Source organism: Streptococcus sp. 45 (genome assembly GCF_900108865.1).
In the GTDB taxonomy this organism is placed as follows: domain Bacteria; phylum Bacillota; class Bacilli; order Lactobacillales; family Streptococcaceae; genus Streptococcus; species Streptococcus ruminicola.
The window spans coordinates 203,658-229,328 of the sequence record NZ_FNXZ01000002.1; the positions used below are offsets into that span (position 1 = coordinate 203,658).

General features: G+C 38.2%; 22 protein-coding genes. 20 read left to right on the plus strand and 2 right to left on the minus strand.

The genetic code is table 11. The annotated features are described in order from the left end of the window. The first annotated feature begins 63 nt into the window (after window positions 1–63). Both rexB and addA read left to right on the plus strand, forming a co-directional pair. Window positions 64–3,306, plus strand: a complete 3,243-nt coding sequence (gene rexB / locus BMX18_RS04760) for an ATP-dependent nuclease subunit B (protein ID WP_093815346.1) — start codon at window positions 64–66, stop codon at window positions 3,304–3,306. Beyond that, entirely contained in the window at window positions 3,296–6,922 is a 3,627-nt protein-coding gene (addA, locus tag BMX18_RS04765) for a helicase-exonuclease AddAB subunit AddA (protein WP_093815348.1), read from the plus strand. Before rexB ends, addA begins: the two co-directional genes overlap by 11 nt. 103 nt (window positions 6,923–7,025) lie before the next feature. Here the strand turns inward: addA and BMX18_RS04770 are convergent, their stop codons facing one another. Beyond that, window positions 7,026–8,171, minus strand: a complete 1,146-nt coding sequence (locus BMX18_RS04770; RefSeq protein ID WP_093815350.1) for a cobalamin-independent methionine synthase II family protein — start codon at window positions 8,169–8,171, stop codon at window positions 7,026–7,028. A 183-nt stretch (window positions 8,172–8,354) separates the two neighbouring features. On the opposite strand from BMX18_RS04770, the gene BMX18_RS04775 reads away from it, so the two are divergent. Together BMX18_RS04775 and BMX18_RS04780 are read left to right on the plus strand one after the other, a co-directional pair. Next, a complete protein-coding gene (locus tag BMX18_RS04775) occupies window positions 8,355–8,795 on the plus strand; it encodes a cytidine deaminase family protein (protein ID WP_074869076.1) in 441 nt (146 codons plus the stop codon). Between the two features lie 25 nt (window positions 8,796–8,820). Beyond that, window positions 8,821–9,555, plus strand: a complete 735-nt coding sequence (locus tag BMX18_RS04780; protein ID WP_093815352.1) for a PHP domain-containing protein — start codon at window positions 8,821–8,823, stop codon at window positions 9,553–9,555. Between the two features lie 49 nt (window positions 9,556–9,604). Here the strand turns inward: BMX18_RS04780 and BMX18_RS04785 are convergent, their stop codons facing one another. Next, window positions 9,605–9,781: a DUF3042 family protein gene (locus tag BMX18_RS04785; protein WP_074481996.1), complete on the minus strand. Its 177-nt coding sequence runs from the start codon at window positions 9,779–9,781 to the stop codon at window positions 9,605–9,607. Window positions 9,782–9,966: 185 nt separating this feature from the next. Here BMX18_RS04785 and miaA point away from each other — a divergent pair, with 185 nt between their 5' ends. The 16 genes from miaA to BMX18_RS04865 all read left to right on the plus strand — a co-directional run bounded on the left by miaA (window position 9,967) and on the right by BMX18_RS04865 (window position 25,615). Continuing rightward, on the plus strand, window positions 9,967–10,866 hold the full coding sequence (gene miaA / locus BMX18_RS04790) for a tRNA (adenosine(37)-N6)-dimethylallyltransferase MiaA (RefSeq protein WP_093815354.1): 900 nt from the start codon (window positions 9,967–9,969) through the stop codon (window positions 10,864–10,866). 84 nt (window positions 10,867–10,950) lie between these two features. Then, window positions 10,951–12,189 carry a GTPase HflX gene (hflX, locus tag BMX18_RS04795; RefSeq protein WP_093815356.1) on the plus strand — a complete coding sequence of 413 codons (1,239 nt, stop codon included), beginning with the start codon at window positions 10,951–10,953 and terminating at the stop codon, window positions 12,187–12,189. Further along, the gene (locus BMX18_RS04800) at window positions 12,182–12,820 is read left to right on the plus strand and encodes a cystathionine beta-lyase (protein ID WP_093815358.1); all 639 of its coding nucleotides are present in this window, start codon (window positions 12,182–12,184) and stop codon (window positions 12,818–12,820) included. The genes hflX and BMX18_RS04800 overlap by 8 nt, the downstream gene beginning before the upstream one ends. Before the next feature lie 41 nt (window positions 12,821–12,861). Then, the gene (rnz, locus tag BMX18_RS04805) at window positions 12,862–13,791 is read left to right on the plus strand and encodes a ribonuclease Z (protein WP_074869067.1); all 930 of its coding nucleotides are present in this window, start codon (window positions 12,862–12,864) and stop codon (window positions 13,789–13,791) included. Continuing rightward, a complete protein-coding gene (locus BMX18_RS04810; protein WP_074869065.1) occupies window positions 13,788–14,546 on the plus strand; it encodes an SDR family NAD(P)-dependent oxidoreductase in 759 nt (252 codons plus the stop codon). Before rnz ends, BMX18_RS04810 begins: the two co-directional genes overlap by 4 nt. A 35-nt stretch (window positions 14,547–14,581) precedes the next feature. Next, window positions 14,582–16,786: a single-stranded-DNA-specific exonuclease RecJ gene (recJ, locus tag BMX18_RS04815; RefSeq protein WP_093815360.1), complete on the plus strand. Its 2,205-nt coding sequence runs from the start codon at window positions 14,582–14,584 to the stop codon at window positions 16,784–16,786. A gap of 172 nt (window positions 16,787–16,958) precedes the next feature. After that, a complete protein-coding gene (locus tag BMX18_RS04820; protein WP_093815362.1) occupies window positions 16,959–18,224 on the plus strand; it encodes a DUF4352 domain-containing protein in 1,266 nt (421 codons plus the stop codon). A gap of 184 nt (window positions 18,225–18,408) precedes the next feature. Beyond that, window positions 18,409–19,386: a choloylglycine hydrolase gene (bsh, locus tag BMX18_RS04825; protein ID WP_093815364.1), complete on the plus strand. Its 978-nt coding sequence runs from the start codon at window positions 18,409–18,411 to the stop codon at window positions 19,384–19,386. A gap of 101 nt (window positions 19,387–19,487) precedes the next feature. After that, complete coding sequence (locus BMX18_RS04830; RefSeq protein WP_004231134.1) at window positions 19,488–20,006, plus strand: adenine phosphoribosyltransferase; 519 nt, start codon at window positions 19,488–19,490, stop codon at window positions 20,004–20,006. Between the two features lie 107 nt (window positions 20,007–20,113). Continuing rightward, window positions 20,114–21,058 carry a homoserine O-acetyltransferase MetA gene (metA, locus tag BMX18_RS04835; RefSeq protein WP_093815366.1) on the plus strand — a complete coding sequence of 315 codons (945 nt, stop codon included), beginning with the start codon at window positions 20,114–20,116 and terminating at the stop codon, window positions 21,056–21,058. A gap of 78 nt (window positions 21,059–21,136) precedes the next feature. Then, a complete protein-coding gene (locus BMX18_RS04840; protein WP_074601616.1) occupies window positions 21,137–21,811 on the plus strand; it encodes a DnaD domain-containing protein in 675 nt (224 codons plus the stop codon). Beyond that, on the plus strand, window positions 21,811–22,461 hold the full coding sequence (nth, locus tag BMX18_RS04845; protein ID WP_093815368.1) for an endonuclease III: 651 nt from the start codon (window positions 21,811–21,813) through the stop codon (window positions 22,459–22,461). The genes BMX18_RS04840 and nth overlap by 1 nt, the downstream gene beginning before the upstream one ends. 91 nt (window positions 22,462–22,552) lie before the next feature. After that, window positions 22,553–23,239, plus strand: a complete 687-nt coding sequence (locus BMX18_RS04850) for a tRNA (adenine(22)-N(1))-methyltransferase (RefSeq protein ID WP_093815370.1) — start codon at window positions 22,553–22,555, stop codon at window positions 23,237–23,239. Next, window positions 23,226–24,014: a Nif3-like dinuclear metal center hexameric protein gene (locus tag BMX18_RS04855; protein WP_093815372.1), complete on the plus strand. Its 789-nt coding sequence runs from the start codon at window positions 23,226–23,228 to the stop codon at window positions 24,012–24,014. Before BMX18_RS04850 ends, BMX18_RS04855 begins: the two co-directional genes overlap by 14 nt. A gap of 138 nt (window positions 24,015–24,152) precedes the next feature. Beyond that, window positions 24,153–25,022 (plus strand): glucose-1-phosphate thymidylyltransferase RfbA, encoded by an 870-nt coding sequence (rfbA, locus tag BMX18_RS04860; RefSeq protein ID WP_074482010.1) that lies wholly within the window; start codon window positions 24,153–24,155, stop codon window positions 25,020–25,022. Then, window positions 25,022–25,615 carry a dTDP-4-dehydrorhamnose 3,5-epimerase family protein gene (locus tag BMX18_RS04865; RefSeq protein ID WP_020916519.1) on the plus strand — a complete coding sequence of 198 codons (594 nt, stop codon included), beginning with the start codon at window positions 25,022–25,024 and terminating at the stop codon, window positions 25,613–25,615. The genes rfbA and BMX18_RS04865 overlap by 1 nt, the downstream gene beginning before the upstream one ends. The last annotated feature ends 56 nt before the right edge of the window (window positions 25,616–25,671 follow it).

Sequence of the window (25,671 nt, forward strand, 5' to 3'; positions counted from 1 at the left end):
AGGCCAAACCAACAGCAGAATTTGGTATAATAGGATTATCTAGTGACATGACGAAGGATTATTATGAAATTATTATATACAGATATTCAGTTTGATATGACTGAAATTTTGGCAAGAAAAGCGATGGAAGAGGCTAAAGCTGGAAAGCGTGTTTTTTACATCGCTCCAAACTCTTTGTCTTTTGAAAAGGAAAGGGCAGTTTTGGAACTTTTGCCTGACCAAGCGTCTTTTGCCATTACTATTACACGTTTTGCTCAAATGGCGCGCTATTTTGTCTTAAATGAACCTCAGACCAAAGAAACGATTGATGACAATGGCTTAGCCATGATTTTTTATCGTGCGCTGTCTCATTTTTCTGATACGGATTTGAAAGTTTTCGGGCGTCTAAAACAAGATACGAATTTTATCAAGCAATTGGTTGATTTGTATAAGGAATTAAAAACGGCTAACATGACCGTGCTTGATTTGACAGAATTGCATTCAGCTGAGAAGCAAGAAGATTTGGTGAAAATCTTTTTGGCAGTTAATGACATTTTGTTAGCTAACCAGTATGACAATCAGTCAAAAATTGCATTTTTTGCTAAGCAAGTAGCTTCTGGCCATTTGGATGATGCGCTTGAAAATGTTGTTTTGGTTATCGATGGCTTTACTCGTTTTTCAGCAGAAGAGGAAGACCTAGTCAGCCTTTTAGAGGAAAAATGTGCTCAAGTGATTATCGGAACTTACAGTAGTCAAAAGGCTTATAAGGCTACATTTTCAACGGGAAATGTCTATCAGGCAAGCTTGGATTTTTTGCGTTCTTTGGCAGCAAAATTTCAAACACAACCAGAGTATGTTGAGAGTTCTCAAAAATCTCAAGAAGCATTTGCTAAATTGTCAAAACTCTTTGAAGCGAAGCACGACTTTACAACATCAGACATTACTTTAACGCAAGATGATAAGAAACATTATGCCATCTGGGATGTTATTAATCAAAAAGAGGAAGTTGAGCATGTGGCAAAGGCTATTCGTCATAAGCTTCACCAAGGCTATCGTTATAAGGATATTTTGGTACTTTTGGGTGATGTGGATAGCTATCGTCTGCAGATCGGTAAAATTTTTGATAAATATGAAATTCCCTATTATTTTGGGAAGGCAGAGTCGATGAGTGACCATCCTTTGGTGCATTTTATTGATTCCTTGGAGCGTGTGAAACGTTATCGTTTTCGTATGGAAGATGTTGTTAATCTTTTGAAAACAGGTCTTTATGGTTCCTTCAAGCAAGATGATTTGGATCTTTTTGAGCAGTATTTGATTTATGCAGATATCAAGGGGCAAAGTAAATTTGCTAAAGAGTTTACCATTGCTTATAAAGGTGAGGAGCATTTAGACTTTGTTAATGGTATGCGCGAGCAAATCATGGCGCCTTTGCTAGCTTTATTTAAGGCACAAAAGCAGCTTGGCTCAAGTTTACTTGAAAAATTGATGACTTTCTTACGTGCGATTTCTTTGCCTGAGAATTTGGAGCGTATGGTAGCCACTTTCTCAGAAAATGAACAAGAAAAGCACGAGCAAGTTTGGCGAACATTTACTGGCATTCTCGAGCAATTTCAAACGATTTTTGGGCAAGAAAAATTATCTTTGGATGAATTTTTATCCCTTTTAAGAAGCGGCATGTTGGCTGCCCAGTACCGTGTGGTGCCGGCAAGCGTTGATGTAGTTTCTGTAAAATCTTATGATTTGGTTGAACCACACACCAATAAATTTGTCTTTGCACTTGGTATGACGCAGTCGCATTTCCCAAAAATTGCGCAAAATCGTAGTTTGATTTCAGATGAGGAACGTGCCAAGGTCAATGAAACAACAGCTGAAAATCAACGTTTTGATGTGATTAGTCGTGAAAACATCAAGAAAAATCATTTTGCTGCCTTGTCACTGTTTAATTCAGCGACGGAAGAACTGGTGCTCAGTTTGCCACAAATTGCTAATGAGTCAGAAGATAAGGAATCTTCTTATCTTGCGGAATTAGCTAGCTTTGGTGTGCCTGTTTTGGTTAAGGGACGAAATCGCTTGTCGACAGATGCTGAAGACATTGGAAATTACAAAGCGCTCTTATCTCGTGTGATTGAGGTTAATCGCTTGGCTATTGAAGAAGACCGCGAGCTTAGCAAAGAAGAGCAAACCTTCTGGTCAGTAGCTGTACGTTATCTTCGTAAAAAACTGGCTAACGAAGGTGTTGAATTGCCACTGATTAAGGATAATATGCAGACCAAACCAGTTTCTGCCGAAGTGATTGAGACACGTTTTCCAAGTGATCAACCGATTAATTTATCTTCTTCTGCGGTGACAACTTTTTATAATAACCAATACAAGTATTTCTTGCAGTATGTCCTTGGGTTACAGGAAGTTGAGACAATCCATCCGGATGCTAGAAATCACGGGACTTATCTTCACCGTGTCTTTGAATTGGTCATGAAAGATGGTTCAAATCAACCATTTGATCATAAACTCAATCGTGCTATCCAAGCAACGAATTCAGAAGATGCTTTCAAATTTGTCTACGAAGAAGATGAGGAAAGTCGTTATTCATTGACGGTCTTGGAAGATATCGCAAGAAGTACTGCAACAGTTTTACAGCAAGATGCTCAGATTCAGGTAGAAAGTGAAGAAGAACCATTTGAATTAATGATTGCAAATGCTATTCGTATCCGAGGTATTATTGACCGTGTTGACCGTTTGTCAGATGGTAGTCTTGGTGTCGTTGATTACAAGTCAAGTCATAATACATTTGATATTCAAAAGTTCTACAATGGCCTTAATCCACAATTAGTGACTTACATGCAAGCTCTTCGTGATAAGAAGGAGAGAAGTGAGTCTGATAAGATTTTTGGTGCCATGTATCTACACATGCAAGAACCTAAGGTAGATTTGTCATCGGTGGCTACAACCGATAAGATTTTGGAGAATTTGTCTAAAGAGTTGCGCTACCGTGGCTTGTTCTTAGAAGATGAAAAAGGCTATTTATCAAATGGAAATTATCATCTTAATGATTCTGTTTACACGCAAGAAGAGTTAGATATTTTACTAGCTTACAACCAAAAATTATTCCTTCAAGCAGCTGAGCAGATTAGACAAGGACACTTTTTGATTAATCCTTACAGCGAGGATGGTAAGACGGTTAAGGGTGATCAATTAAAAGCTATTACTCGTTTTGAAGCTGATCGTCATATGCCATATGCTCGCAAGTGGTTTAAGTTACCAAGAAAAGACAGACGTCAAGGCTTTTTGAACTTGATGCAAGAAGAGGAGGAGAAAGATGACCTTTAAACCTTTTTTAACGGCTGAAGACATTTCTTCTCTACAACAAGAAGAGGCTCAGTCGTCCAAAACACAAAAACGAACTCCTGAACAAATTGAAGCTATCTACAGCTATGGCAATAATATTCTAGTATCAGCGTCTGCTGGTTCAGGGAAAACCTTTGTTATGGTCGAACGCATTATTGATAAAATTTTGCGTGGGATTACCGTTGACCAGCTCTTTATTTCGACCTTTACGGTTAAAGCAGCGGGAGAATTAAAGGAACGTCTTGAGAAAAAAATCAGCCAATCTTTGCAAAAAGCGACGGATAATGATTTAAAAACTTATCTTAACGAACAGTTGCTAGCCTTACAGACCGCTGATATTGGAACCATGGATGCCTTTACGCAAAAGTTGGTTAACCAATACGGCTACACGTTGGGAATTTCACCTACTTTTCGTATTATGACGGATAAGAGTGAACAAGACCTTGTCAAAAATGACGTTTTCGCAGACCTTTTTGCTGATTACATGACGGGGCAAAATCAAGACATTTTCCGCAAATTAGTTCGTAATTTCTCAGGTAATCGTAAGGACAGTTCAGCTTTTAGAGGAATTGTTTACAAAATCTATGATTTCAGTCAAGCAACGGATAATCCTAAGAAATGGCTGGCTGAGGTTTTCTTGAAAGGTGCTAGAACCTATACTGATTTTTCAGCTATTCCAGATCAAGAAGTTAATGACTTTCTAAGTTGTTTACATGATACGGCAAATCATTTGCAGGATGTGACGGACTTAGAGGATTATAAGCAGGTTACAGCTAAGGGGACACCTACTGCCAATTATAAAAAACACTTGAATATGATTGAGCATTTGCATGAATGGGCCATGCATTTTGAGACGCTTTACGGTCGTGATGGACTTGGTCGTTTGGCGACAGATGTGGCTGACTTGATTCCGTCTAGTCCAGCTGTGACAGTTGCAGGGGTAAAATATCCAATTTTCAAGACTCTCCAAGGTCGTTTGACTGGTCTGAAACACTTAGAAACAATCTTCAAATACCAATCGGAAAGTCTGCCTTTGTTAGAACTTTTACAAGCGTTTATGCAGGATTTTTCTGAGCAATATTTGCAAGCTAAAATCCAAGAAAATGCTTTTGAGTTTTCAGATATCGCGCATTTTGCTATCCAGATTTTGGAAGAAAATCCAGATATTCGTGAGCTCTACCAAGATAAATACCACGAAGTCATGGTCGATGAGTACCAAGATAACAACCACACGCAAGAACGCATGCTGGAATTGTTGTCAAATGGTCATAATCGATTCATGGTGGGAGATATCAAGCAATCCATTTATCGTTTCCGTCAGGCTGATCCGCAGATTTTCAACCAAAAATTTAAGGATTTTCAAGAGCATCCAGAACATGGAAAATTAATTTTGCTAAAAGAAAACTTCCGTAGTCAATCAGAAGTCCTAGATGCGACAAATAGCGTCTTTACGCACTTGATGGACGAGTCTGTTGGTGAAATTTTGTATGACGGCATGCACCAGTTGGTAGCAGGCAGTCCCGCACAAAAAGAAGTTCATCCAGAAAATGAAACACAAGTTCTTATTTACGACACTGATGAAAGTAGTGAGCTTGCAAGTAGCCCAGAAGAGGAGCAAATCAATCCGAACGAGGTTAAGCTGGTAGCTAAAGAAATTATTCGTCTGCATAATGAAGAAGGTGTTGCCTTTGAAGATATTACTTTGTTGGTATCATCGCGCACACGTAATGATGGCATTTTACAGACTTTCGAGCATTATGGCATTCCTTTGGTAACGGATGGCGGTGAGCAAAATTACCTCAAATCAGTTGAAGTCATGGTGATGCTTGATACGCTTAGAGCCTTGGATAATCCGCTCAATGACTATGCTTTGGTAGCTCTTATGCGTTCACCAATGTTTTCTTTCAACGAAGATGACCTTGCTCGCTTGGCACTTCAAACGATAGAAGATGAGCACAAAGCTAATTTGTACCAAAAATTGGAACATGCTTTGGCTAATCAAGGGCAACATGCAGAGCTAGTCAAACCAGCTTTACGTCAAAAATTAAAAGATTTTATGACTTGCTTTAGCAAGTGGCGTGATTTTGCCAAATGGCATTCGCTTTATGATTTGATTTGGAAGATTTATAATGAGCGTTTCTATTATGATTACGTGGGTAATCTTCCCCGTGCCGAGCAGCGTCAAGCCAATCTTTACGCCCTTGCCCTTCGAGCTAATAATTTTGAAAAGACCGGCTTTAAAGGCTTATCACGTTTTATTCGCATGATTGACAAGGTTCTTGAAAGCGAAAACGACCTTGCTGATGTTGAAGTGGCACTTCCTAAGCATGCGGTTAATTTAATGACCATCCATAAAAGTAAGGGACTTGAGTTTAAGTATGTCTTCATTTTGAATATTGACAAGAAATTCAGTATTCAAGACATGATGTCACCGTTAATCTTGTCACGTCAAAATGGAGCTGGAATTAAATATTTGGCTGACATGCGAGAAGAGTTAGATACGGATGTTTTTCCAACTGTTAAAGTCAGCATGGACACTTTGCCTTATCAGCTTAATAAACGTGAACTGCGACTAGCAACCTTATCTGAACAAATGCGTTTGTTCTATGTTGCCATGACCCGTGCTGAGAAGAAATTGTATCTAGTTGGAAAAGCAAGTTCTGAAAAATTGGTTGATAAATACAGCGGTAAGTCTGAAAATAATCACCTTCCAGTTGCAGAACGAGAGGCTTTCATGACTTTCCAAGATTGGATGTTAGCCATTCACGAAGCATATAAAAACTTGCCATTTAAAGTCGAATTTGTCACAGATGAAGACCTGACAGAAGAAAAAATCGGTCAGATCGAAGTCAAATCAGCTATTAAACCTGATGATTTGTCAAATAACCGTCAGTCTGAAAATATCGCAGAAGCTTTGGATAGACTTGAGGCAGTTGAAGAGTTGAATACCAAATATCAATCAGCCATTAACTTACCAAGCTTAAGAACACCTAGTCAGGTCAAGAAACTTTATGAGCCTGTCATGGATACTGATGGTGTTGATGTGATGGCTAAGACTGACCACGTAAAACCAAGCTTTGCCTTACCTAATTTTTCGAAAAAAGCCAAAGTTGAAGCAACAGCGATTGGTTCTGCCATGCATGAGCTCATGCAGCGTATTTCCCTGTCTCAAAAAGTGACACTAGAGGATATTTCGACAGCTCTAGCACAAGTTTCAGCTGAAGATGAGGTTAAAGCGCGCATTCGTCTAGAAAATGTTTTGGATTTCTTTGAAAATTCAACTCTTGGACAATTGATTCAGCAAAATACTGACAAAATCTACCGCGAAGCTCCATTTGCCATGCTAAAAGAAGACCCTGAGAGCAAAGAAAAATTCGTTGTTCGTGGGATTGTCGATGCTTATCTTCTTTTAGAGGATCGTTTGGTTCTTTTAGATTACAAGACTGATAAATACACAAACAGCGAGGAAATCAAAGACCGATACCAAGGTCAAATGGCACTTTATGCCGAAGCACTTAGCAAGTCATATCATATTGATCAAGTTGATAAATACCTTGTTTTACTTGGTGGAGAGCGTCTGGAAGTAGTTAAACTTTAAAAGTAATTAAAAAAAACGACCGTTTAGCATAAAGCTTGCGGCCGTTTTTGGTATAGTATATTGTATTATTGTATATTGAAAAAATAAAGGCGAGTTGATTGGATTAACTCCAGAATTTAGCGGCGATGTCTTGACCTTGCTTGATTTTAGCCCATTGTTGTGGGATGGCAAGTTCATTTCCTGAATCACATGAAGCAAAACCACATTGGTGAGAAAGGAAAAGACGGTCTTTAGGGATGATTTGGCTAGCTTCTTCAAGCATTTTAAGTGCGCGGTCTTCATCGTCAAGATCAGTTGTTTTACTTGAAAGAAGTCCAAGAACGACTTCAGCATCTGAGTCTTTCAAGCTTTCAAGAGCTTTGAGGTCACCAGCCACTTCGCTATCCCATTCAAGGAAGAAACGGTCATAGTGTTGGTCTTTCAAGAATTTTGTTGCGATAGCTTCGTAAGTACCACCAGCAGCAGAACGACTTTCGTAGTTACCACGGCAGTTGTGAGTCCAAACTTGCAAACCAAGCTCATGACCATAGTCAGCAACATCGTTATTTACTGCGATGAATTCGTCAGCAAGGTTAGCAAGAGCGCTATTTCCTTGAGCAAAGAAACCAGCTGGGTTTGTTTCGTCGAAAAGTTCCCAGAGGCAGTCGTCAAATTGGATAATTTCTCCACCAGCTTCTTTGTATTCTTTCAAGAATTCTTTATAGGCATTTGTAAGACCAGCTTTTAGTTCTTCTTTAGTTTTGTAAACTTGGTCTTCGCCAACTAATTGATTAAAGACTGTGAATTCTGTGTAGGCGTGAGCAGGTCCCCAGATAGTCAATTTTGTATCTGAGTCTCCAGCTTCTTCCTTAAGCAAATTAAAGATATCAAGGAAGTGGTGGTTCTTACCTGAAAGTGGCTCTGTGATGCGGATACCAATGTCTTTACGTGTTTCGAAGTGACCACCATCATGGTCTTTGAAAGTATAACCGTGGTCTGCAATGTAGCGTTCAATCCCTTTTAGTCCCCAGACGAAGTCAAGGTGCCACATTGATTTTGAAAATTCACCATCAGTTAAGACATCAATACCATTTGCTTTTTCTTTAGCGATAACTTTTTTGATGTCAGCCGTTTCTGTTTCACGATAGCCATCAAAAGCATCGTAGAATGGGTATGTGATATCATCACGATGTTCGATTGCGATTTTATATTCGCGTAAATCTGCTGGTCGTAGAAGCGAACCAACTAATTGAAATCTTGATTTTGCCATTTCGTATACCTCGTTTGTTTTTTGTGATTCCTATTGTAGCGGAGCTTTGCCATTTTGAAAAATAGTTATTTTTTTAGGACTATGTATAGTTTTAAACTATAACTAAAAAAATCAAAATCTCTGTCTAATTAACAGAAAATTTGATATACTAAGAAAATACAGACAATTACAAGGAGAATTAGAATGGATATTTGGGAAAAGTTATATCAAGCAGCAAAAAAGGATTATAATCCTCATTATGTGACGCCATTTATCTATTCAAATCATGTGGTTGCAGCAATTGAAGCAGAAGATGGTCAGATTTTTACAGGCTATTGTTTTGAAGCGACTTCTGGTGTTTTTCATCTTTGTGCGGAACGCGCAGCAGCTTTTAACATGTTTCAACAATCTGGTCAAACCACTATCAAACGCATCATTGCTTTTCGCGATAAACCACCTTACGGTGAAGGTTCGGGAATGCCTTGTGGTGCTTGCCGTGAATTTTTGATGCAATTGTCGCCTAAAAACAAAGATTTGGAATTTATGCTGGACTATGAAAAGCGTGAAACCATCACTTTGGGGGAACTTATGCCATTATGGTGGGGTGAAGAACGTATGGCAGCAGGCATTGATGATTTAGACTAATAATATAAATACAGCGAGGTTGAGGATGCGAGATAATCATTTACACACACATTTTTCTTATGATTCAGATGCGCGGTTTGAAGATTATTTAGACCATTATACAGGGGATATTGTGACGACTGAGCATTATGATTTGTCAAATCCATATACCAAGCAAGATGATGTGCCAGATTATGAGGCTTACTCACGTGAAATAGCTAAGCTTAATCAAAAATACGGCAATCGCATTAAAAAAGGCATTGAAATTGGTTACTATCAGCCACGTGAAGCAGATATTCTTGCTTATTTGGCGGATAAGGACTATGATTTGAAACTCTTGTCGGTTCATCATAATGGGACAAATGATTACCTTGATGATGAAGTGGCAGATATGAATAGAGATGAGATTATCCAAGAGTATCTGGACAAATTGGAGTATGCGATTGGACGCGTGGATGCGGATGTTTTAGCGCATTTTGACTATGGTTTTCGCATTTTCGACATGGCCGTCACGGATTTAAAAGTTTACGAACCTCAACTCAAACGTATCTTCCAGAAGATGATTGATTATGATTTGGCTTTTGAGTTAAACAGCAAATCGATGTACTTGTATGGCAAGGAAGACCTTTACCGTTATGCTTTAGGCTTGGTTAGAGAATTGGGATGCCACAAGTATTCTATCGGTTCAGACGGTCATAAGTTGGAGCATTTTCGTCTAGCTTTTGATAAAATCCAAGACTTACTTGATGAATTTGGCATTGAAGATTGGGAAATTTTGTAAAATAAAAAGCCCGTGAGCATAAGGCTCAGGGCTTTTTAGCGTTTAAAAATTAGTGAGAAATACGTTTGCGGGCTGCTTTTTTACGATTTTCTTGAATGAAAGCAGCTTTTTCTTCTTCAGGATCAATGATTTTTTTCTTAACTGCGAAAATAGCACCTGCGACAGTAGCTGCAGTGGCTACAACACCAGTAGCAAGACCTTTAGCGAATGCAAATTTTTTAGCCATAATAATTCCTCCTCACTGATAAGAACAGGGAGTATAAAGAGGTCTTTATACTCTTTTATAGCAGTAGGATTTGTTTTCTTGTCCTACCACCTTATGTTATAATAATGGTAACTAAAATTGCCTAAAAATTCAAGTGAAAACGTTATATTTACTAAAAAATCAGGCTTAGGACGGATAAAAAATAGATGTCAAAAAAAATAAAACTGCTAGCTGTGGTTGGACCGACAGCTGTTGGAAAAACAGCTTTAGGAATCGAACTCGCCAAGCAATTTAACGGAGAAATTATCAGCGGTGATAGTCAACAAGTCTACCGTAAGCTGGATATTGGAACGGCTAAGGCAACGCCTGAAGAACAAGCAGCAGCTCCTCACCACTTAATAGATGTGCGTGATGTTGATGAGACTTATTCTGTTTATGACTTTGTGACAGAAGCCAAAGCTGCTATCGATGATATTGTTAGTGGAGGTAAGTTGCCTATCATTGTTGGAGGAACTGGACTTTATCTTCAAAGTTTGCTAGAAGGTTATCATTTAGGCGGTGAGGTTGACCAAGAAAAAGTCCTCGCATACCGAAAAGAATTGGATTTGTTAAGTGATGAAGAACTTTTTGAAAAAATAGCAGAGCAGAAGATCGAGATTCCTCAAATCAACCGCCGTCGTGCCATTCGTGCTTTGGAGTTAGCTAAGTTTGGACAAGATTTGCAAAATAAAGAAACCAACTATGATGCCTATTTGATTGGTTTAAATGATGATCGTCAAGTGCTTTATGACCGTATCAATCGTCGTGTTGACCTCATGGTTGAAAATGGTGTTTTAGATGAAGCAAAATGGCTTTATGATAATTATCGTGAGGTTCAAGCCGCGCGAGCAATTGGTTACAAGGAACTTTTTCCATATTTTGCTGGGGAAGATTCTCTTGAGAACTGTGTTGAAAAATTAAAACAAAACACGCGTCGCTTTGCAAAACGCCAGTTAACATGGTTTAGAAACCGTATGGCAGTTAAGTTTTATAATGTTTCAGAAGATGACTTTAAAACTAATGTAACAAGTGATGTAGATTGTTTTTTAAATGATAAGAAATTGTAAGGGAGTAAAACGCTCCCTTTCACTTTTGAAAAGATTTTATGATATAATGAGATTTACGGATTAATTAAGAAGAGGGGTGAGTGCATGATTGAAACAAGCGAACATCAAGAGCGCGTGATTTTACTAGGCGTTGAGCTGCCAGACACTGAAAATTTTGACATGTCCATGGAAGAGTTAGCTTCGCTGGCTAAAACGGCAGGAGCTCAGGTGGTTTCATCTTATCGCCAAAAACGTGAAAAATACGATAGTAAATCATTGATTGGCTCAGGAAAATTAGCCGAAATTAAAGCGATTGTTGACGCTGATGAGATTGATACCGTCATTGTTAATGACCGTTTAACACCCCGTCAAAATGTTAACTTAGAATCAGAACTTGGGGTTAAAGTGATTGACCGCATGCAGCTGATTTTAGATATTTTTGCCATGCGTGCTCGTAGTCACGAAGGTAAATTGCAAGTTCATCTGGCTCAACTCAAATACATGTTGCCCCGCCTTGTCGGTCAAGGGGTTATGCTTAGCCGTCAAGCAGGTGGAATTGGTAGCCGAGGACCTGGTGAAAGTCAATTGGAATTGAACCGCCGTTCGATTCGTAATCAGATTTCAGATATTGAACGCCAATTGAAGGTGGTTGAGAAAAATCGTGAAACTGGTCGTGAAAAACGTACAGAATCACAAGTCTTTAAAATTGGACTCATTGGTTATACAAATGCTGGTAAATCAACCATTATGAATGTCCTAACCAATGATAAACAATACGAAGCTGATGAATTATTTGCGACTTTGGATGCGACAACTAAGCAGATTTACTTGCAAAATCAATTTCAAGTGACGCTTACAGATACGGTTGGTTTTATTCAAAATTTGCCGACTGAGTTGGTGGCAGCCTTTAAGTCAACCTTGGAAGAAAGTCGTCATGTTGATTTGTTGCTACACGTGATTGATGCCAGCGACCCAAATCATGCGGAACACGAAAAAGTTGTTTTAAATCTGCTAAAAGAGCTGGATATGTTAGAAATTCCGCGTTTAGTTGTTTATAACAAGATGGATGTGGCGGAGCACTTTGCAGCGACAGCTTTCCCGAATGTGCGTATTTCTGCGCGTGATAAAGATGCTCGTTCACTTTTGCGCCGTTTGATTATCAATGAAATTCGTGAGATTTTTGAACCATTTAGCATTCGTGTTCACCAAAATCAAGCCTATAAGTTATACGATTTAAATAAAATCGCGCTGCTTGATCGTTATGATTTTGTTGAAGAATACGAAAGCATCACTGGTTACATTAATCCAAAAAATAAATGGAGACTAGAAGAATTTTATGACTGATTATATAAGCTTAGCTTTAAAATATGGTGGCTTCACGTCACTAGATAAAGTGTATTTGCAAAATGTTTTGGAGGGTTTAACAGATGAGCAAAAATTGAGTTTCATCACACCACCTCCAAGTGTTATCAATGCTTATTTTGCAGAAATGTATCAAAAACAATCTCCGCAAGCCGCAACAGATTATTATTTTGAACTATCAAAAGAATTGCACTTGTTAAATAATAAGCCATCTTTTGACGAACACAAACCTTTTATTCGTTTGAATTTATCAGGGAAATCATATGGTTTCACTTATGAAAATGATAAAGAGGTTGCTCTTGTCTTTTCTGAAAAAGATGAAGCTTTGACAAGAGATGTCTTGTTTGAATTGGCTCAAGTTTTTCCTCAATATAAAATTTATGTTGAAAATGGTGAAATCAAAATGTCAAAAATCACTTTTGATGACCAAGAACTTGAAGACCTTACACCAGAAAGTAGTCTGCTCAGCCATGTTTCAAAATTAAAAGGAAATATGGTTAAGCTAAAAAGTTTTAATCGCGATGAATTGTCAGACTTGCTAGCTCACTATCAAGGGCAAGTTTATTATACGTTTGATCAACGTGAATTTATCGCTTATGTAAAAGTATCGTAAATAGGAAGGATAAGTAAAAACTTCGGTTTTTATAGGTATATATGGAATTACAATTTTTGGGAACAGGAGCGGGTCAGCCCTCAAAGTCACGTAATGTGTCAAGCTTAGTGTTAAAGTTACTTGACGAGATTAATGAGGTGTGGATGTTTGACTGTGGTGAAGGAACACAGCGTCAGATTTTAGAAACAACGATCCGTCCTCGTAAAGTGAAACGCATTTTTATCACGCACTTGCACGGTGACCACATTTTTGGTCTTCCTGGCTTTTTGGCAAGTCGCGCTTTCCAAGCAAATGAAGAACAAACTGACCTTGATATTTATGGTCCAGTCGGTATTCGTTCATACGTTTTGAGCAGCTTGCGCTTGTCTGGTGCTCGTTTGCCATACCGTATTCATTTTCATGAATTTGACGAAAACAGTCTGGGCAAAATAATGGAAACTGACAAGTTCGTGGTATATGCTGAAAAATTGGACCACACGATTTTCTGTATTGGTTACCGTGTGATGCAAAAAGATTTGGAAGGAACACTTGATGCAGAAGCGTTGAAAGCTGCAGGTGTGCCATTTGGTCCATTATTTGGAAAAATCAAGAGCGGTCAAGATGTTGTCTTAGAAGATGGGACAAAAATCATTGCCAAAGATTACATTTCAGCACCGAAAAAAGGAAAAGTTATCACTGTTTTAGGTGATACACGTAAGACTGATGCTAGTGTGCGCCTTGGTTTGGGAGCTGATATTTTGGTTCACGAATCTACATATGGTAAGGGTGATGAAAAAATTGCTCGTAAGCATGGGCACTCAACAGGTACTCAAGCTGCTCAAATTGCTAAAGAAGCATCAGCTAAATGCTTATTGCTTAATCACATCAGTGCACGTTTCTTGGGACGCGAATGCAAACAAATTGAAACGGATGCTCAAGCAATCTTTGAAAACACACACTTGGTTAAAGATTTGGAAGAAATTAGCTTATGAGAATAATTGCTATTACAGGAGCAACAGGTGGACTTGCCAAAGAAATTGTCAAACAGTTACCATCTGATGACTTTGTGATTGCCTTAGGACGTAATGTAGAAAAACTTGAAGCCTGTTATGCTGAACGTCCTAATACAGTTTGCTACGAACTTGATATGTCAAGTGATGAAGCGATTGGGGCAATGGTTGAAAAACTATATGCTGAACATGGTCACATCGATGTCTTTATCAATAACGCTGGTTATGGTGATTTTAGTGAGTTTGATGCTTATACAACCGCTGAAATCCGTGACATGTTTGATATCAACACCTTTGCGACGATGACTTTTTCACGTTTGGTTGGGCATAAGATGAAGAAGTCTAGGCACGGTCATATTGTCAATATTACCAGCATCGCTGGTTTGATTGCTTCAGCAAAATCATCAGTTTACTCGGCAACAAAATTTGCGGTGATTGGTTTTTCAAATGCTCTACGTTTGGAATTAGCTGATAGCAATGTTTATGTGACAACGATTAATCCTGGACCGATTGCAACAACCTTTTTTGACAAAGCAGATCCATCTGGAGAATATCTAAAAAGTGTTGGACGTTTTGTTTTGCAACCAGAAGAAGTTGCCAGACGTACGGTTGCCATTTTAGGTAAGAACAAACGTGAAGTGAACATGCCTTGGTCAATGGCTGCAGCACACAAATTATATACCCTTTTCCCTAAGATTGCTGATTTTTTAGCACGCAAAGTTTTTAACTATAAATAACCTCCTTTCAATTCTACATAAGAAGTGAGAAGTGAATGATAACAAGTAAATACAATTGGAAAAAAATTGAAAAAGAGCCAGATGATGGCTTTTTTGAACTGACAAAAAAAGAAAATATTACAGCTTTAGCCAGCAAAATCCTATACAGTCGTGGCATTGACAACGACGAAAAACTAGTTCAATTTTTATCGAATGATTTGTCACAACTTCATGATCCATATCTTTTGCACGATATGGACAAAGCAGTTGCCCGCATTCGTCAAGCGATTGAAAATTACGAACAAATCTTGGTTTATGGTGACTATGATGCCGATGGTATGACTAGCGCTAGCATTATGAAAGAAGCGTTGGAAATGCTTGGGGCTGAGGTTCAAGTCTATCTCCCTAACCGATTTGTTGATGGCTATGGACCAAATGAATCGGTCTATAAATACTTTATTGAGCAACAACAGGTTTCTTTGATTATTACGGTGGATAATGGCGTAGCTGGGCATGAAGCTATTAGCTATGCACAAAGTCAAGGAGTAGATGTCATTGTTACTGACCACCACGGCCTACCAGCAGAGCTTCCAGACGCATTTGCCATTGTACATCCAGAGCATCCGGAAGCGGATTATCCGTTCAAATATTTAGCAGGATGTGGCGTAGCTTTCAAAGTTGCTTGTGCCTTGTTGGAATCAATTCCCACAGAAATGCTAGATTTAGTTGCTATCGGAACGATTGCTGATATGGTTAGCCTAACAGATGAAAACCGTATTATGGTTAAGGTTGGTCTTGAAATGCTCAAGCAGACCGAACGCATTGGTCTCATGGAGCTTATGAAAGTATCTGATATTGACATGTCAGATGTTAATGAGGAAACTGTTGGGTTTAAAATTGCTCCGCAGCTAAATGCTCTTGGTCGTCTAGATGATCCAAATCCAGCTGTTGAGTTATTGACTGGCTTTGATGATGAAGAAGCGCTAAGTATTGCGCAAATGATTAATGCCAAAAATGAAGAACGTAAAGAAATCGTTCAAAAGATTTATGACGAAGCCATGGGCATGGTTGACCTTGATAAGCCTGTGCAGGTGTTGGCAAAAGAAGGCTGGCATCCAGGTGTTCTTGGGATTGTCGCTGGTCGTATTTTGGAGCATATTGCTCAGCCAGTTATTGTCTTAAACATTGAAGACGGCATGGCAAAAGGTTCTGCTAGAAGTATTGAGGCTATCAATATCTTCCATGCGCTTGATGAACATCGTGATTTATTTGAAGCCTTTGGTGGACATGCTGGCGCAGCTGGGATGACCTTGCCCGTTGATAACTTAGAGCAATTGTCACAGGTCTTATGTGATTACATTGCTGAAAATGATATTAATTTAGCTCAGAAAAAGACTTTGATCATTGATGAAGTGCTAGACTTGTCAGAAATTGACTTGGACACTGTTAAAAGTCTTGAGAAGATTGCACCTTTTGGGATGGATAATGCTAAGCCGGTCTTTGAAATCAAAGACTTTACCGTTAAACAAGCACGTACCATGGGACAAAATGGTGCTCACTTGAAGTTAAAAATTGCTCAGGGAAGCACGGCTGTAGACCTTGTTGCCTTTAATCAAGGTCACTTGGTGCAAGAATTTCAACAAGCACAGAATCTCTGCCTTGCCGTTACCTTGTCAATCAACAAATGGAACGGGCAAACCACAGTTCAGTTGATGCTTGAAGACGCGCGTGTTGACGGCGTTCAGTTGATTGATATTCGTGCTAAAAATGCCAGTCTTCCTGAACGTGTTCCTGTTTTGAGCGAAGACACTAGTGCCAGTGAAGTGGTTGTTCTGGACATCCCTGAGAAGGCTGAAGAACTCAAATCACTTTTTGTTGGGCGACAATTTGATGCTGTTTATTTTAAAAACCATATCAAACGTGCCTATTATTTGACAGGCTATGGAACTCGCGAACAATTTGCTAAATTGTATAAAACGATTTACCAATTCCCTGAATTTGATGTTCGTTATAAACTAAAAGACTTGAGTCAATACCTCAATATCCCAGATATTTTGCTGGTGAAAATGATTCAAATCTTTGATGAATTAGACTTTGTAACCATCACAGATGGTGTTATGGTTGTTAACAAAGATGCTCAAAAACGTAGCATCTCAGACAGCCAAATTTATCAAAACCTGAAACAAGAAGTGAAGTACCAAGAACTCATGGCACTTGGTACCCCACAAGAAATCTATGATTGGTTAATGGATAATAACTAAGAAAAGGCTCCTTCGGATTGCATTAAAATCCAAGGAGTTTTTAAATACTTTTTAGGTTCAAACTAAATTATAAATTAAGAAAATTTAATAAAAATGTGAAATAAGGGTTTATTTTAAGTTTTGTTTAAGGTATAATGGTAAGCGTGACCAAAAATGGGAAAAGGAGATAAAAATGGATTCAAAGAATTCGAATCAAAATGAAAAGGGAACAAATAAGTTTTCTGACTTTACTGGTAAAGTAAAATCACAGTGGAATGGTTTGAGTAAAACCAAGAAAATCATTGCAGGTGTTGCTGGTCTTGCAATAGTTGGGGTAGCAGGTGTTGCGGTATACCAAGCAACGACTGGAACAACAGTAACAAGTGCTGTGACTGGTAGCCCACTAAAAATTACAGTTAATTCAGCTGATGTCATTGTGCCAGAAGATGCTGAAAAAGGTAGCACCTATGTTGCCTATAATATTACCTTTGAAAATAAAGGTAGCCAAAAGATTGAACTCAATTCAACAGATGTTCAATTGGTAGATAAAGATGGTGAAACTCTCTCAAATGAGATGATTTATTCATCTACTGATGATTTCAAGGATATGGATCTTGTTGGTGCTGGTTTAGGAAAAGGTAAAAAACGCACAGGATATCTTGTTTATAAAATTGATCCAAAGAAAAGTAAAGACTATTCAATCGAAGCAGAGTGTACAGTAACAGGTGATGATAGTTACGATAAGAAAGAAACAGAAGAGTCACTCTCAAAAGTTAAAGTTACAGATAATCGAGACGATATTAAAAAAATGGCATCTGATTATATTAATAAAGTCTTTTTGGCGTCTCAATCAACATCAATTAGTGGTTCAGCATCAGTTGGATTTGATGCATCAGATGATGTACAAGTAACGACTTTGTCAAATAAATCTGACAAGAAAAAAGAAAACGACTTCCAACTTGGAAATAATATCGAAGCAGATAAAGAATTATTTGTGAAACGTTTCAAAGAAGAATTGGGCTCAAGTTTTGATTATTTCACACCAAGCGACAGTGAAATGGATGCCTTCGTTGATAAATACATGGAAGCTAACGCCAAACGTGCACAAGTTAATGTTTCAATCGAAGAATTATATCCAACTTCTGCAAAAATTAAAGTAGAATCTAAATCAATTGATCTTGGTAAAGTTGATATGAGTGATTTGGTTGATGATTATATCGAACAAGCAACTGGCAAAGATTTCTCAGATGACGATGCAGTGATGCAAGATGCTGAAAAATATGTTTTTGCTAGTGTCCCTAGCCGATTTAGTTCAACAGATTTAGCTACTGAAACTGATGAGAATAGCATTTCTGTATCACTTAAAGAAAAAAAATGGATGGTTGATTCATCTGATAAATCAATGAATTATGGTTACGATGGTTTGCAACGATCAATGTCAGGTCAATTTTTCTATTAATAAATCATAATTGAAAACTATGACAAGTTTTAGCTTGTCGTAGTTTTTTTGTCGACTAAAAGTAAGCGGTTGCTAAATATTTGTTTTTCTATTGAGACAGAACTATAATATGGTTATGTAGGGATGGCTCTCTACAAAAACATTTAATGGCTTATTGAATTTTCTTGTAATAAGGAGGTTTCTTATGTGTACTGCGATTACTTATACAACTAAGGATAGTTACTTTGGTCGTAATCTTGATTTGGATTTTTCTTACAATGAAACGGTGACCATTTGTCCTAGAACTTACCCATTCTCGTTTAAGCACAAAGGTGAAAATAAGGACCACTATGCCATGATTGGAATGGCGACGGTAGTGGCTGACTACCCACTTTATTACGAAGCGGTTAATGAAAAAGGTTTAGGAATGGCAGGTTTGAATTTTCCTGAAAATGCCGACTACAAAGAAGTAGTAGAAGGAAAAGACAACCTGGCATCTTTTGAATTGATTCCATGGTTTTTATCACAATGTCAATCTGTTGCTGACGTTAAGAAACTTTGCCAAAATCTTAATGTGACAAATGAAGCTTTCAGTGTTGATTTTCAACCAAGTCCTTTGCACTGGTTGATTGCTGACCGAAATGAAGCTATTGTACTCGAATCTGTAGCCAGCGGCTTAAAGGTTTATGATAATCCAACAGGTGTTTTGACGAACAATCCAACATTTGACAAACAATTATTTAACTTGAACAATTATCGTCACATTTCTCCAAAAGTTTCCGAAAATCTCTTTTCTACAGAAATTGCCTTGGACACTTACAGCCGAGGAATGGGTGGCCTTGGTTTGCCTGGTGATTTATCATCTATGTCACGCTATGTTAAGGTAGCCTTTACTAAATTAAATTCAGTAGCAGAAGATACTGAAGCATCTAGTGTTAACCAATTCTTCCATATTTTGAAATCCGTTGAACAACAAAAAGGTTTGTGTTATGTGGATGAAAGTGGCAAATACGAATACACTATTTACAGTTCATGTATCAATACAGAAAAAGGTATTTACTACTACACAACTTACGATAATTCACAAATTACGGCTGTCGATATGCATAAGGAAAATTTGGATGATAACAAGTTGGTTACTTATCCATTAATCAAAGATTGGCAAGTGAATTACCAAAATTAAGGTTTTAAAAAAATATTACTTAAATTCCTTCCTTTTTTCAAAAAATATGCTATAATGAAATGTAAAACATTTTTTGGCAAAAAGCCCATAGAAAGAAGAAAATGGATTTAAAAAATTATATCGCTACAATTGAAAACTATCCTAAAGAAGGAGTCACTTTCCGTGATATTTCTCCTTTGATGGCAGATGGAAATGCTTATAGCTATGCTGTTCGCGAAATTGTACAGTATGCTACTGACAAGAAGATTGACATGATTGTTGGTCCAGAGGCACGCGGATTTATCGTTGGATGCCCAGTTGCATTTGAACTTGGAATTGGTTTCGCACCAGTTCGTAAACCTGGTAAATTACCACGTGAAGTAATCTCAGCTGATTACGAAAAAGAGTATGGTATTGATACACTATGTATGCATGCTGATGCTATCAAACCTGGACAACGTGTCCTTATCGTTGATGACCTTTTGGCAACAGGTGGTACTGTGAAAGCTACTATCGAAATGGTAGAACGCCTTGGTGGTATCGTTGCTGGATGTGCTTTCCTTGTTGAATTGGACGGATTGAACGGACGTAAAGCACTTGAAGGTTATGATACGAAAGTCTTAATGAATTTCCCAGGATAATTATAGCTAAAAACTATAACTACCTAAAGAAATTATATAATTGAAAACTATATCTCCATCTTTTATAATATTACTTAAATATAATATTATAGAGTGGAGATATTTTCATGCCAATAAAACTTGATAAAGAATTACCGGCCTTAGACATTTTGCGCAAAGAGAATGTCTTCATCATGGATAATAAACGTGCAAAGCATCAAGATATTAGACCGATGGATTTTCTCATTGTTAACTTGATGCCGACAAAAGAAGTGACAGAGACACAACTCTTGCGTTTGCTGGCCAATACGCCTTTGCAGATTAATGTTGAATTTCTCTATATGACTAGTCATGAGTCAAAAAATACGACGGCTGAGCATTTAGAAACCTTCTATAAAACTTTTGCGGATGTTAAACATAAGTATTATGATGGGTTGATTATCACGGGTGCTCCAGTTGAAACCTTGGCTTATGAGGATGTGGATTACTGGGATGAATTGTGCCAAATCTTTGATTGGGCAAAATCTCATGTCTATTCAACCTTGCACCTGTGTTGGGGAGCGCAAGCTGGGCTCTATTATAAATATGGTATTAAGAAGGTTTTGCTAGAGGAAAAATTATCAGGCATCTTTTCTCAAAATGTCAAACAACCTTCTAATCCGATTGTCCGTGGGTTTGACGACTGCTTTATGGCGCCGCATTCTAGATATACAGAAGTTCGTCATGAAGATGTTGCTAAGGTTGATCGATTAGAAGTAATTGCTGAAGGTCCCACAGTTGGTTTGTCTATCGTAGCTAGTAAAGATTTGCGCGAAGTTTATAGCTTTGGACATTTGGAATATGACCGTGAAACTTTGGATCGTGAGTACAAGCGTGATGTTAAAGTTGGAAAAAATCCTAATGTGCCTGCGCATTATTACGTCAATGACGATCCTGAGCAAGATGTTCCGATGAAGTGGAACTTAGCGGCAACAACTTTCTTTAGTAATTGGATTAATTATGCTGTTTACCAAGAGACGCCTTATCAGTTGGAGCAATTGGAAAAAGAACCATCTTTTTACGGTTACTTGTGATGAGATGATTGTCGGTCAAATCTTGCTTTATCTTTGTCAGGTTCAGTTTTAAATGTGATGATTTTTTAGGAATATATTATGAGTTATTTGGAAAATTATAAATCAGGCAATCTTGTATTGCCGAGTGCTCTTCTCTTTCATTACAAAGACATTTTTAAACGTGCAGATGATTTTTTGATTTGGCAGTTTATTTATCTCCAAAACACGACTAAGATGGATGATTTGGCACCTAGTCAAATTGCTAGCGCGTTGAATAAAACAGTGGCAGAAGTTAACCGCTCGATTTCTGATTTGACTGCCCAAGGTTTGCTTGATATGAAGACTATTGAACTTGGTAGTGAAATCGAAGTGATTTTTGATGCTAGTCCTGTTTTAGCCCTTTTGGATAAATTAGTATCTGAACCAAAACAAGTTCCTGAAAAACAAGATGTAAATCCTGTGAAAGAACTTGTCGAAGATTTTGAACGTGAGCTAGGTCGTATGCTAAGTCCATTTGAATTGGAAGATTTGCAAAAAACTATTCGTGAGGATAAAACGGATCCAGACCTAGTGCGCGCAGCGCTTCGTGAAGCTGTGTTTAACGGCAAGACAAACTGGAATTACATCAATGCCATTTTGCGAAATTGGCGTCGTGAAGGCATTACAACAATGCGCCAAGTTGAGGAACGTCGCAAAGAGCATGAAGATTCAAAAGCAGGTAAAGTCAATGTGTCAGATGACTTTTTGGCTGCAATGGATTTGTGGAGTGACTAATGAGAGTTGGACGTGAGCGTTTAAAGAAAATCTTAGCTATTATTGGTGATATGTATCCAGAAGCGCGTGGCGAGTTGGAATGGGAGACGCCATTTCAACTGCTTATCGCGGTGATTTTGTCTGCTCAAACGACGGATAAAGCAGTGAATAAGGTGACTCCAAATCTTTGGAAATATTACCCAGAAATCGAGGATTTGGCTAAGGCAAATTTGGCTGATGTTGAGGAGTGTTTGCGAACTATTGGACTTTATAAGAACAAAGCTCGAAACATCATTAAGACAGCAAGAGCGATTTTACAAGATTTCGACGGGCAAGTCCCTAAGACCCACAAGGAGTTAGAAACCTTGCCAGGAGTGGGGCGAAAAACGGCTAATGTTGTGTTAGCAGAAGTTTATGGTATCCCATCGATTGCTGTGGATACGCATGTGTCACGCATTGCTAAGCGCCTGAATATTTCTGCACCAGATGCTGATGTTAAAGAAATCGAAGAAGATTTGATGAAAAAAATTCCAAAGAAAGATTGGATTTTGACACATCATCGCTTGATTTTCTTTGGACGCTATCATTGCTTAGCTAAAAAGCCTAAATGTGATATTTGCCCAGTTCAAGCTTATTGCAAATATTATAAAGACAATGTGAAAACTAACTAAGCAGCTCACTTGAGTTGCTTTTGTTATGCTTTTGTAAGGAGAAGTTGTTTTTGATATAATTAAAAAGAATGATATTTTAGAAGGAAGAATTATGCAAACAGTATTATCTAAGCGTCTAGCTGCCGTAGCAGAATTTGTACCGCAAGGAGCACGCTTACTGGATGTCGGAAGTGACCATGCTTACTTACCGATTGCCTTGATGGAAGAGGGAAAAATTGATTTTGCCATTGCTGGTGAAGTTGTCAAAGGTCCATATGAATCAGCAGTTCGTAATGTTGCTGGCGCTGGTTTGGCAGATAAAATCGTTGTGCGTTTGGCAGATGGTTTGGCAGCCTTTGAAGCATCAGACCAAGTAACAACGATTACGATTTGTGGTATGGGCGGCGGCTTGATTGCTGATATTTTGGCGGCAGGAGTTGAAAAATTAGCAAGTGTAGACCGCCTCATCTTGCAACCTAATAATCGTGAAGATGAGCTTCGTGCTTGGTTGATGAACAATGGCTTCAAACTTGTCACTGAAGAAATTATGACAGAAAATGATAAATTTTATGAAATCATGGTTGTTGAACACGGACAAATGACTTTGTCAGAGACAGACTTACGCTTTGGTCCTTTCTTGAACCAAGAAAAATCAGCTGTCTTCAAAGCACGTTGGCAACGAGAATTGAAAAAATTAGAAATCGCTTTGCCTCACGTTCCAGAAAATCGCGTTGACGACCGCGCAGCTATTTCACAAAAAATGGCAGCTATCAAGGAGGCTATCAATGAAAGCAAGTGAAATCATTGAACGTTACGAAGCTTACTGTCCGCGTGAGCTTTCTATGGAAGGTGATATTTCAGGTCTTCAAATTGGAACACTTGATAAAGAGGTCAATCGTGTTATGATTGCTCTTGATGTGCGTGAAACGACAGTGGCAGAAGCAATCGAGAAAAATGTTGATTTGATTATCGTTAAGCATGCTCCCATTTTTCGTCCGCTAAAAGACCTTGTGGCGACTCCCCAAAATCAGATTTACCTTGACTTGGTAAAACATGATATCGCCGTATACGTGAGTCACACAAATATCGATATTGTACCAGATGGTTTAAATGATTGGTTCTGTGAGCTGTTAGACATTACCGATACAGAGATTTTAAGTCCTACGGCTGATGGTTACGGGATTGGTCGAGTTGGAACGATTGAGGAGCAAACTTTTTCAGAATTTGCTCTTAAGGTTAAAGAAAAATTCAACTTAGATAGTGTTCGTTTGGTTGCATACGGAAACCAAGATAAGCTCATTAATCGTGTGGCTATTTGTGGTGGTAGTGGTCAAAGTTTTTATCGTGAAGCAATGGCAAAAGGGGCACAAGTCTACATTACTGGTGATATTTACTATCATACTGCTCAAGAGATGATTACAAACGGTATTCTTGCTATCGACCCAGGGCATCATATTGAAGTGCTCATGGTTGATAAATTACTTGAAAAATTTAATGCTTGGAAAAGTGAAAATCACTGGTCAGTTGATTTTGTAGCTAGTAAAGCTGAAACGAATCCGTTTTATCATTTATAAATAATTACTGACATTTGTCAGTAATTTTCGTTAAAAGCTTGTAAAATTAGGAAATTTAGTGACAGCATTTGCAAAAAATGATAGAATAGTTTCTGATAGTTAATATTGATATTTAATAATAAAGAGGGAGACCTAACTATGAAAGGTATTATTCTTGCAGGAGGTTCAGGAACACGTTTGTATCCTTTGACTCGTGCGGCTTCAAAACAACTTATGCCAGTGTATGATAAACCAATGATTTATTATCCACTATCAACATTGATGTTGGCTGGTATCCGAGACATCTTAATTATCTCAACACCAACTGATATTCATCGTTTTGAAGAACTACTTGGAGACGGTTCAGAATTTGGTATTTCACTTTCTTACGCTGTTCAACCAAGTCCAGATGGATTGGCACAAGCCTTTATCATCGGTGAAGAATTTATCGGAGATGACAATGTTGCTCTTGTTTTGGGAGATAACATTTACCATGGAGCAGGTCTAAGTAAAATGCTTCAAAAAGCAGCAAGCAAAGAAAAAGGTGCTACTGTCTTTGGTTACCAAGTAAAAGACCCAGAACGTTTTGGTGTTGTTGAATTCGACGAAGATTTCAATGCTATCTCAATCGAAGAAAAACCAGAACATCCAAAATCACACTACGCTGTAACAGGTCTTTACTTCTACGACAATGATGTTGTGGAAATTGCTAAAAACATCAAACCAAGTGCACGTGGTGAACTTGAAATCACAGATGTTAACAAAGCTTATCTTGAACGTGGCGACCTTTCTGTAGAAGTTATGGGACGTGGTTTTGCATGGCTTGATACAGGTACACACGAAAGCCTTCTTGAAGCAGCTCAATACATTGAAACAGTGCAACGTATGCAAAACCTTCAAGTGGCAAACTTGGAAGAAATCGCATACCGCATGGGCTACATCACAAAAGAAGATGTTTACAACCTTGCACAACCACTTAAGAAAAACGAATACGGAAAATACTTGCTCCGTTTGATTGGAGAAGACTAATGACAGAACAGTTTTTTGGTAAAGAATTAGCAGCACGTAAAATCGAAGCCATCCCAGGAATGATTGAATTTGATATTCCTGTTCACGGTGACAACCGCGGATGGTTTAAAGAAAACTTCCAAAAAGAAAAAATGCTTCCTCTTGGTTTCCCAGAATCATTCTTTGCAGAAGGAAAATTACAAAATAACGTCAGCTTTTCACATAAAAACGTTTTGCGTGGACTTCACGCAGAACCTTGGGACAAATACATCTCAGTTGCTGACGAAGGTAAAGTCCTAGGTTCATGGGTTGACTTACGTGAAGGTGACAGCTTTGGTCATGTTTACCAAACAGTTATCGATGCTTCAAAAGGTATCTTTGTACCACGTGGTGTCGCTAACGGTTTCCAAGTATTGTCTGATAAAGTATCATACAGCTACTTGGTTAACGACTACTGGGCACTTGAACTTAAACCAAAATACGCTTTTGTAAACTATGCTGACCCAACTCTTGGTATCAAATGGGAAAACTTGGAAGAAGCAGAAGTTTCTGAAGCAGATAAAAATCACCCATTGCTTAAAGACGTTAAACCATTACGTAAAGAAGATTTGTAATAAAAATAAAAAATTAATCAGAAAGGAGTGTTCAGTTTTAAGAAACTGAACACGGG

Bases quoted from the DNA above. Each gene is read 5' to 3' on its own strand.
- BMX18_RS04865 (WP_020916519.1), top strand. From the start codon at position 25,022: ATGACAGAACAGTTTTTTGGTAAAGAATTAGCAGCACGTAAAATCGAA.
- BMX18_RS04855 (WP_093815372.1), top strand. From the start codon at position 23,226: ATGAAAGCAAGTGAAATCATTGAACGTTACGAAGCTTACTGTCCGCGT.
- addA (WP_093815348.1), top strand. From the start codon at position 3,296: ATGACCTTTAAACCTTTTTTAACGGCTGAAGACATTTCTTCTCTACAA.
- BMX18_RS04830 (WP_004231134.1), top strand. From the start codon at position 19,488: ATGGATTTAAAAAATTATATCGCTACAATTGAAAACTATCCTAAAGAA.
- BMX18_RS04840 (WP_074601616.1), top strand. From the start codon at position 21,137: ATGAGTTATTTGGAAAATTATAAATCAGGCAATCTTGTATTGCCGAGT.
- rexB (WP_093815346.1), top strand. From the start codon at position 64: ATGAAATTATTATATACAGATATTCAGTTTGATATGACTGAAATTTTG.
- rnz (WP_074869067.1), top strand. From the start codon at position 12,862: ATGGAATTACAATTTTTGGGAACAGGAGCGGGTCAGCCCTCAAAGTCA.
- BMX18_RS04800 (WP_093815358.1), top strand. From the start codon at position 12,182: ATGACTGATTATATAAGCTTAGCTTTAAAATATGGTGGCTTCACGTCA.
- BMX18_RS04820 (WP_093815362.1), top strand. From the start codon at position 16,959: ATGGATTCAAAGAATTCGAATCAAAATGAAAAGGGAACAAATAAGTTT.
- BMX18_RS04785 (WP_074481996.1), bottom strand. From the start codon at position 9,781: ATGGCTAAAAAATTTGCATTCGCTAAAGGTCTTGCTACTGGTGTTGTA.
- hflX (WP_093815356.1), top strand. From the start codon at position 10,951: ATGATTGAAACAAGCGAACATCAAGAGCGCGTGATTTTACTAGGCGTT.
- BMX18_RS04810 (WP_074869065.1), top strand. From the start codon at position 13,788: ATGAGAATAATTGCTATTACAGGAGCAACAGGTGGACTTGCCAAAGAA.
- BMX18_RS04780 (WP_093815352.1), top strand. From the start codon at position 8,821: ATGCGAGATAATCATTTACACACACATTTTTCTTATGATTCAGATGCG.
- metA (WP_093815366.1), top strand. From the start codon at position 20,114: ATGCCAATAAAACTTGATAAAGAATTACCGGCCTTAGACATTTTGCGC.
- BMX18_RS04775 (WP_074869076.1), top strand. From the start codon at position 8,355: ATGGATATTTGGGAAAAGTTATATCAAGCAGCAAAAAAGGATTATAAT.
- BMX18_RS04770 (WP_093815350.1), bottom strand. From the start codon at position 8,171: ATGGCAAAATCAAGATTTCAATTAGTTGGTTCGCTTCTACGACCAGCA.
- miaA (WP_093815354.1), top strand. From the start codon at position 9,967: ATGTCAAAAAAAATAAAACTGCTAGCTGTGGTTGGACCGACAGCTGTT.
- nth (WP_093815368.1), top strand. From the start codon at position 21,811: ATGAGAGTTGGACGTGAGCGTTTAAAGAAAATCTTAGCTATTATTGGT.
- rfbA (WP_074482010.1), top strand. From the start codon at position 24,153: ATGAAAGGTATTATTCTTGCAGGAGGTTCAGGAACACGTTTGTATCCT.
- recJ (WP_093815360.1), top strand. From the start codon at position 14,582: ATGATAACAAGTAAATACAATTGGAAAAAAATTGAAAAAGAGCCAGAT.
- bsh (WP_093815364.1), top strand. From the start codon at position 18,409: ATGTGTACTGCGATTACTTATACAACTAAGGATAGTTACTTTGGTCGT.
- BMX18_RS04850 (WP_093815370.1), top strand. From the start codon at position 22,553: ATGCAAACAGTATTATCTAAGCGTCTAGCTGCCGTAGCAGAATTTGTA.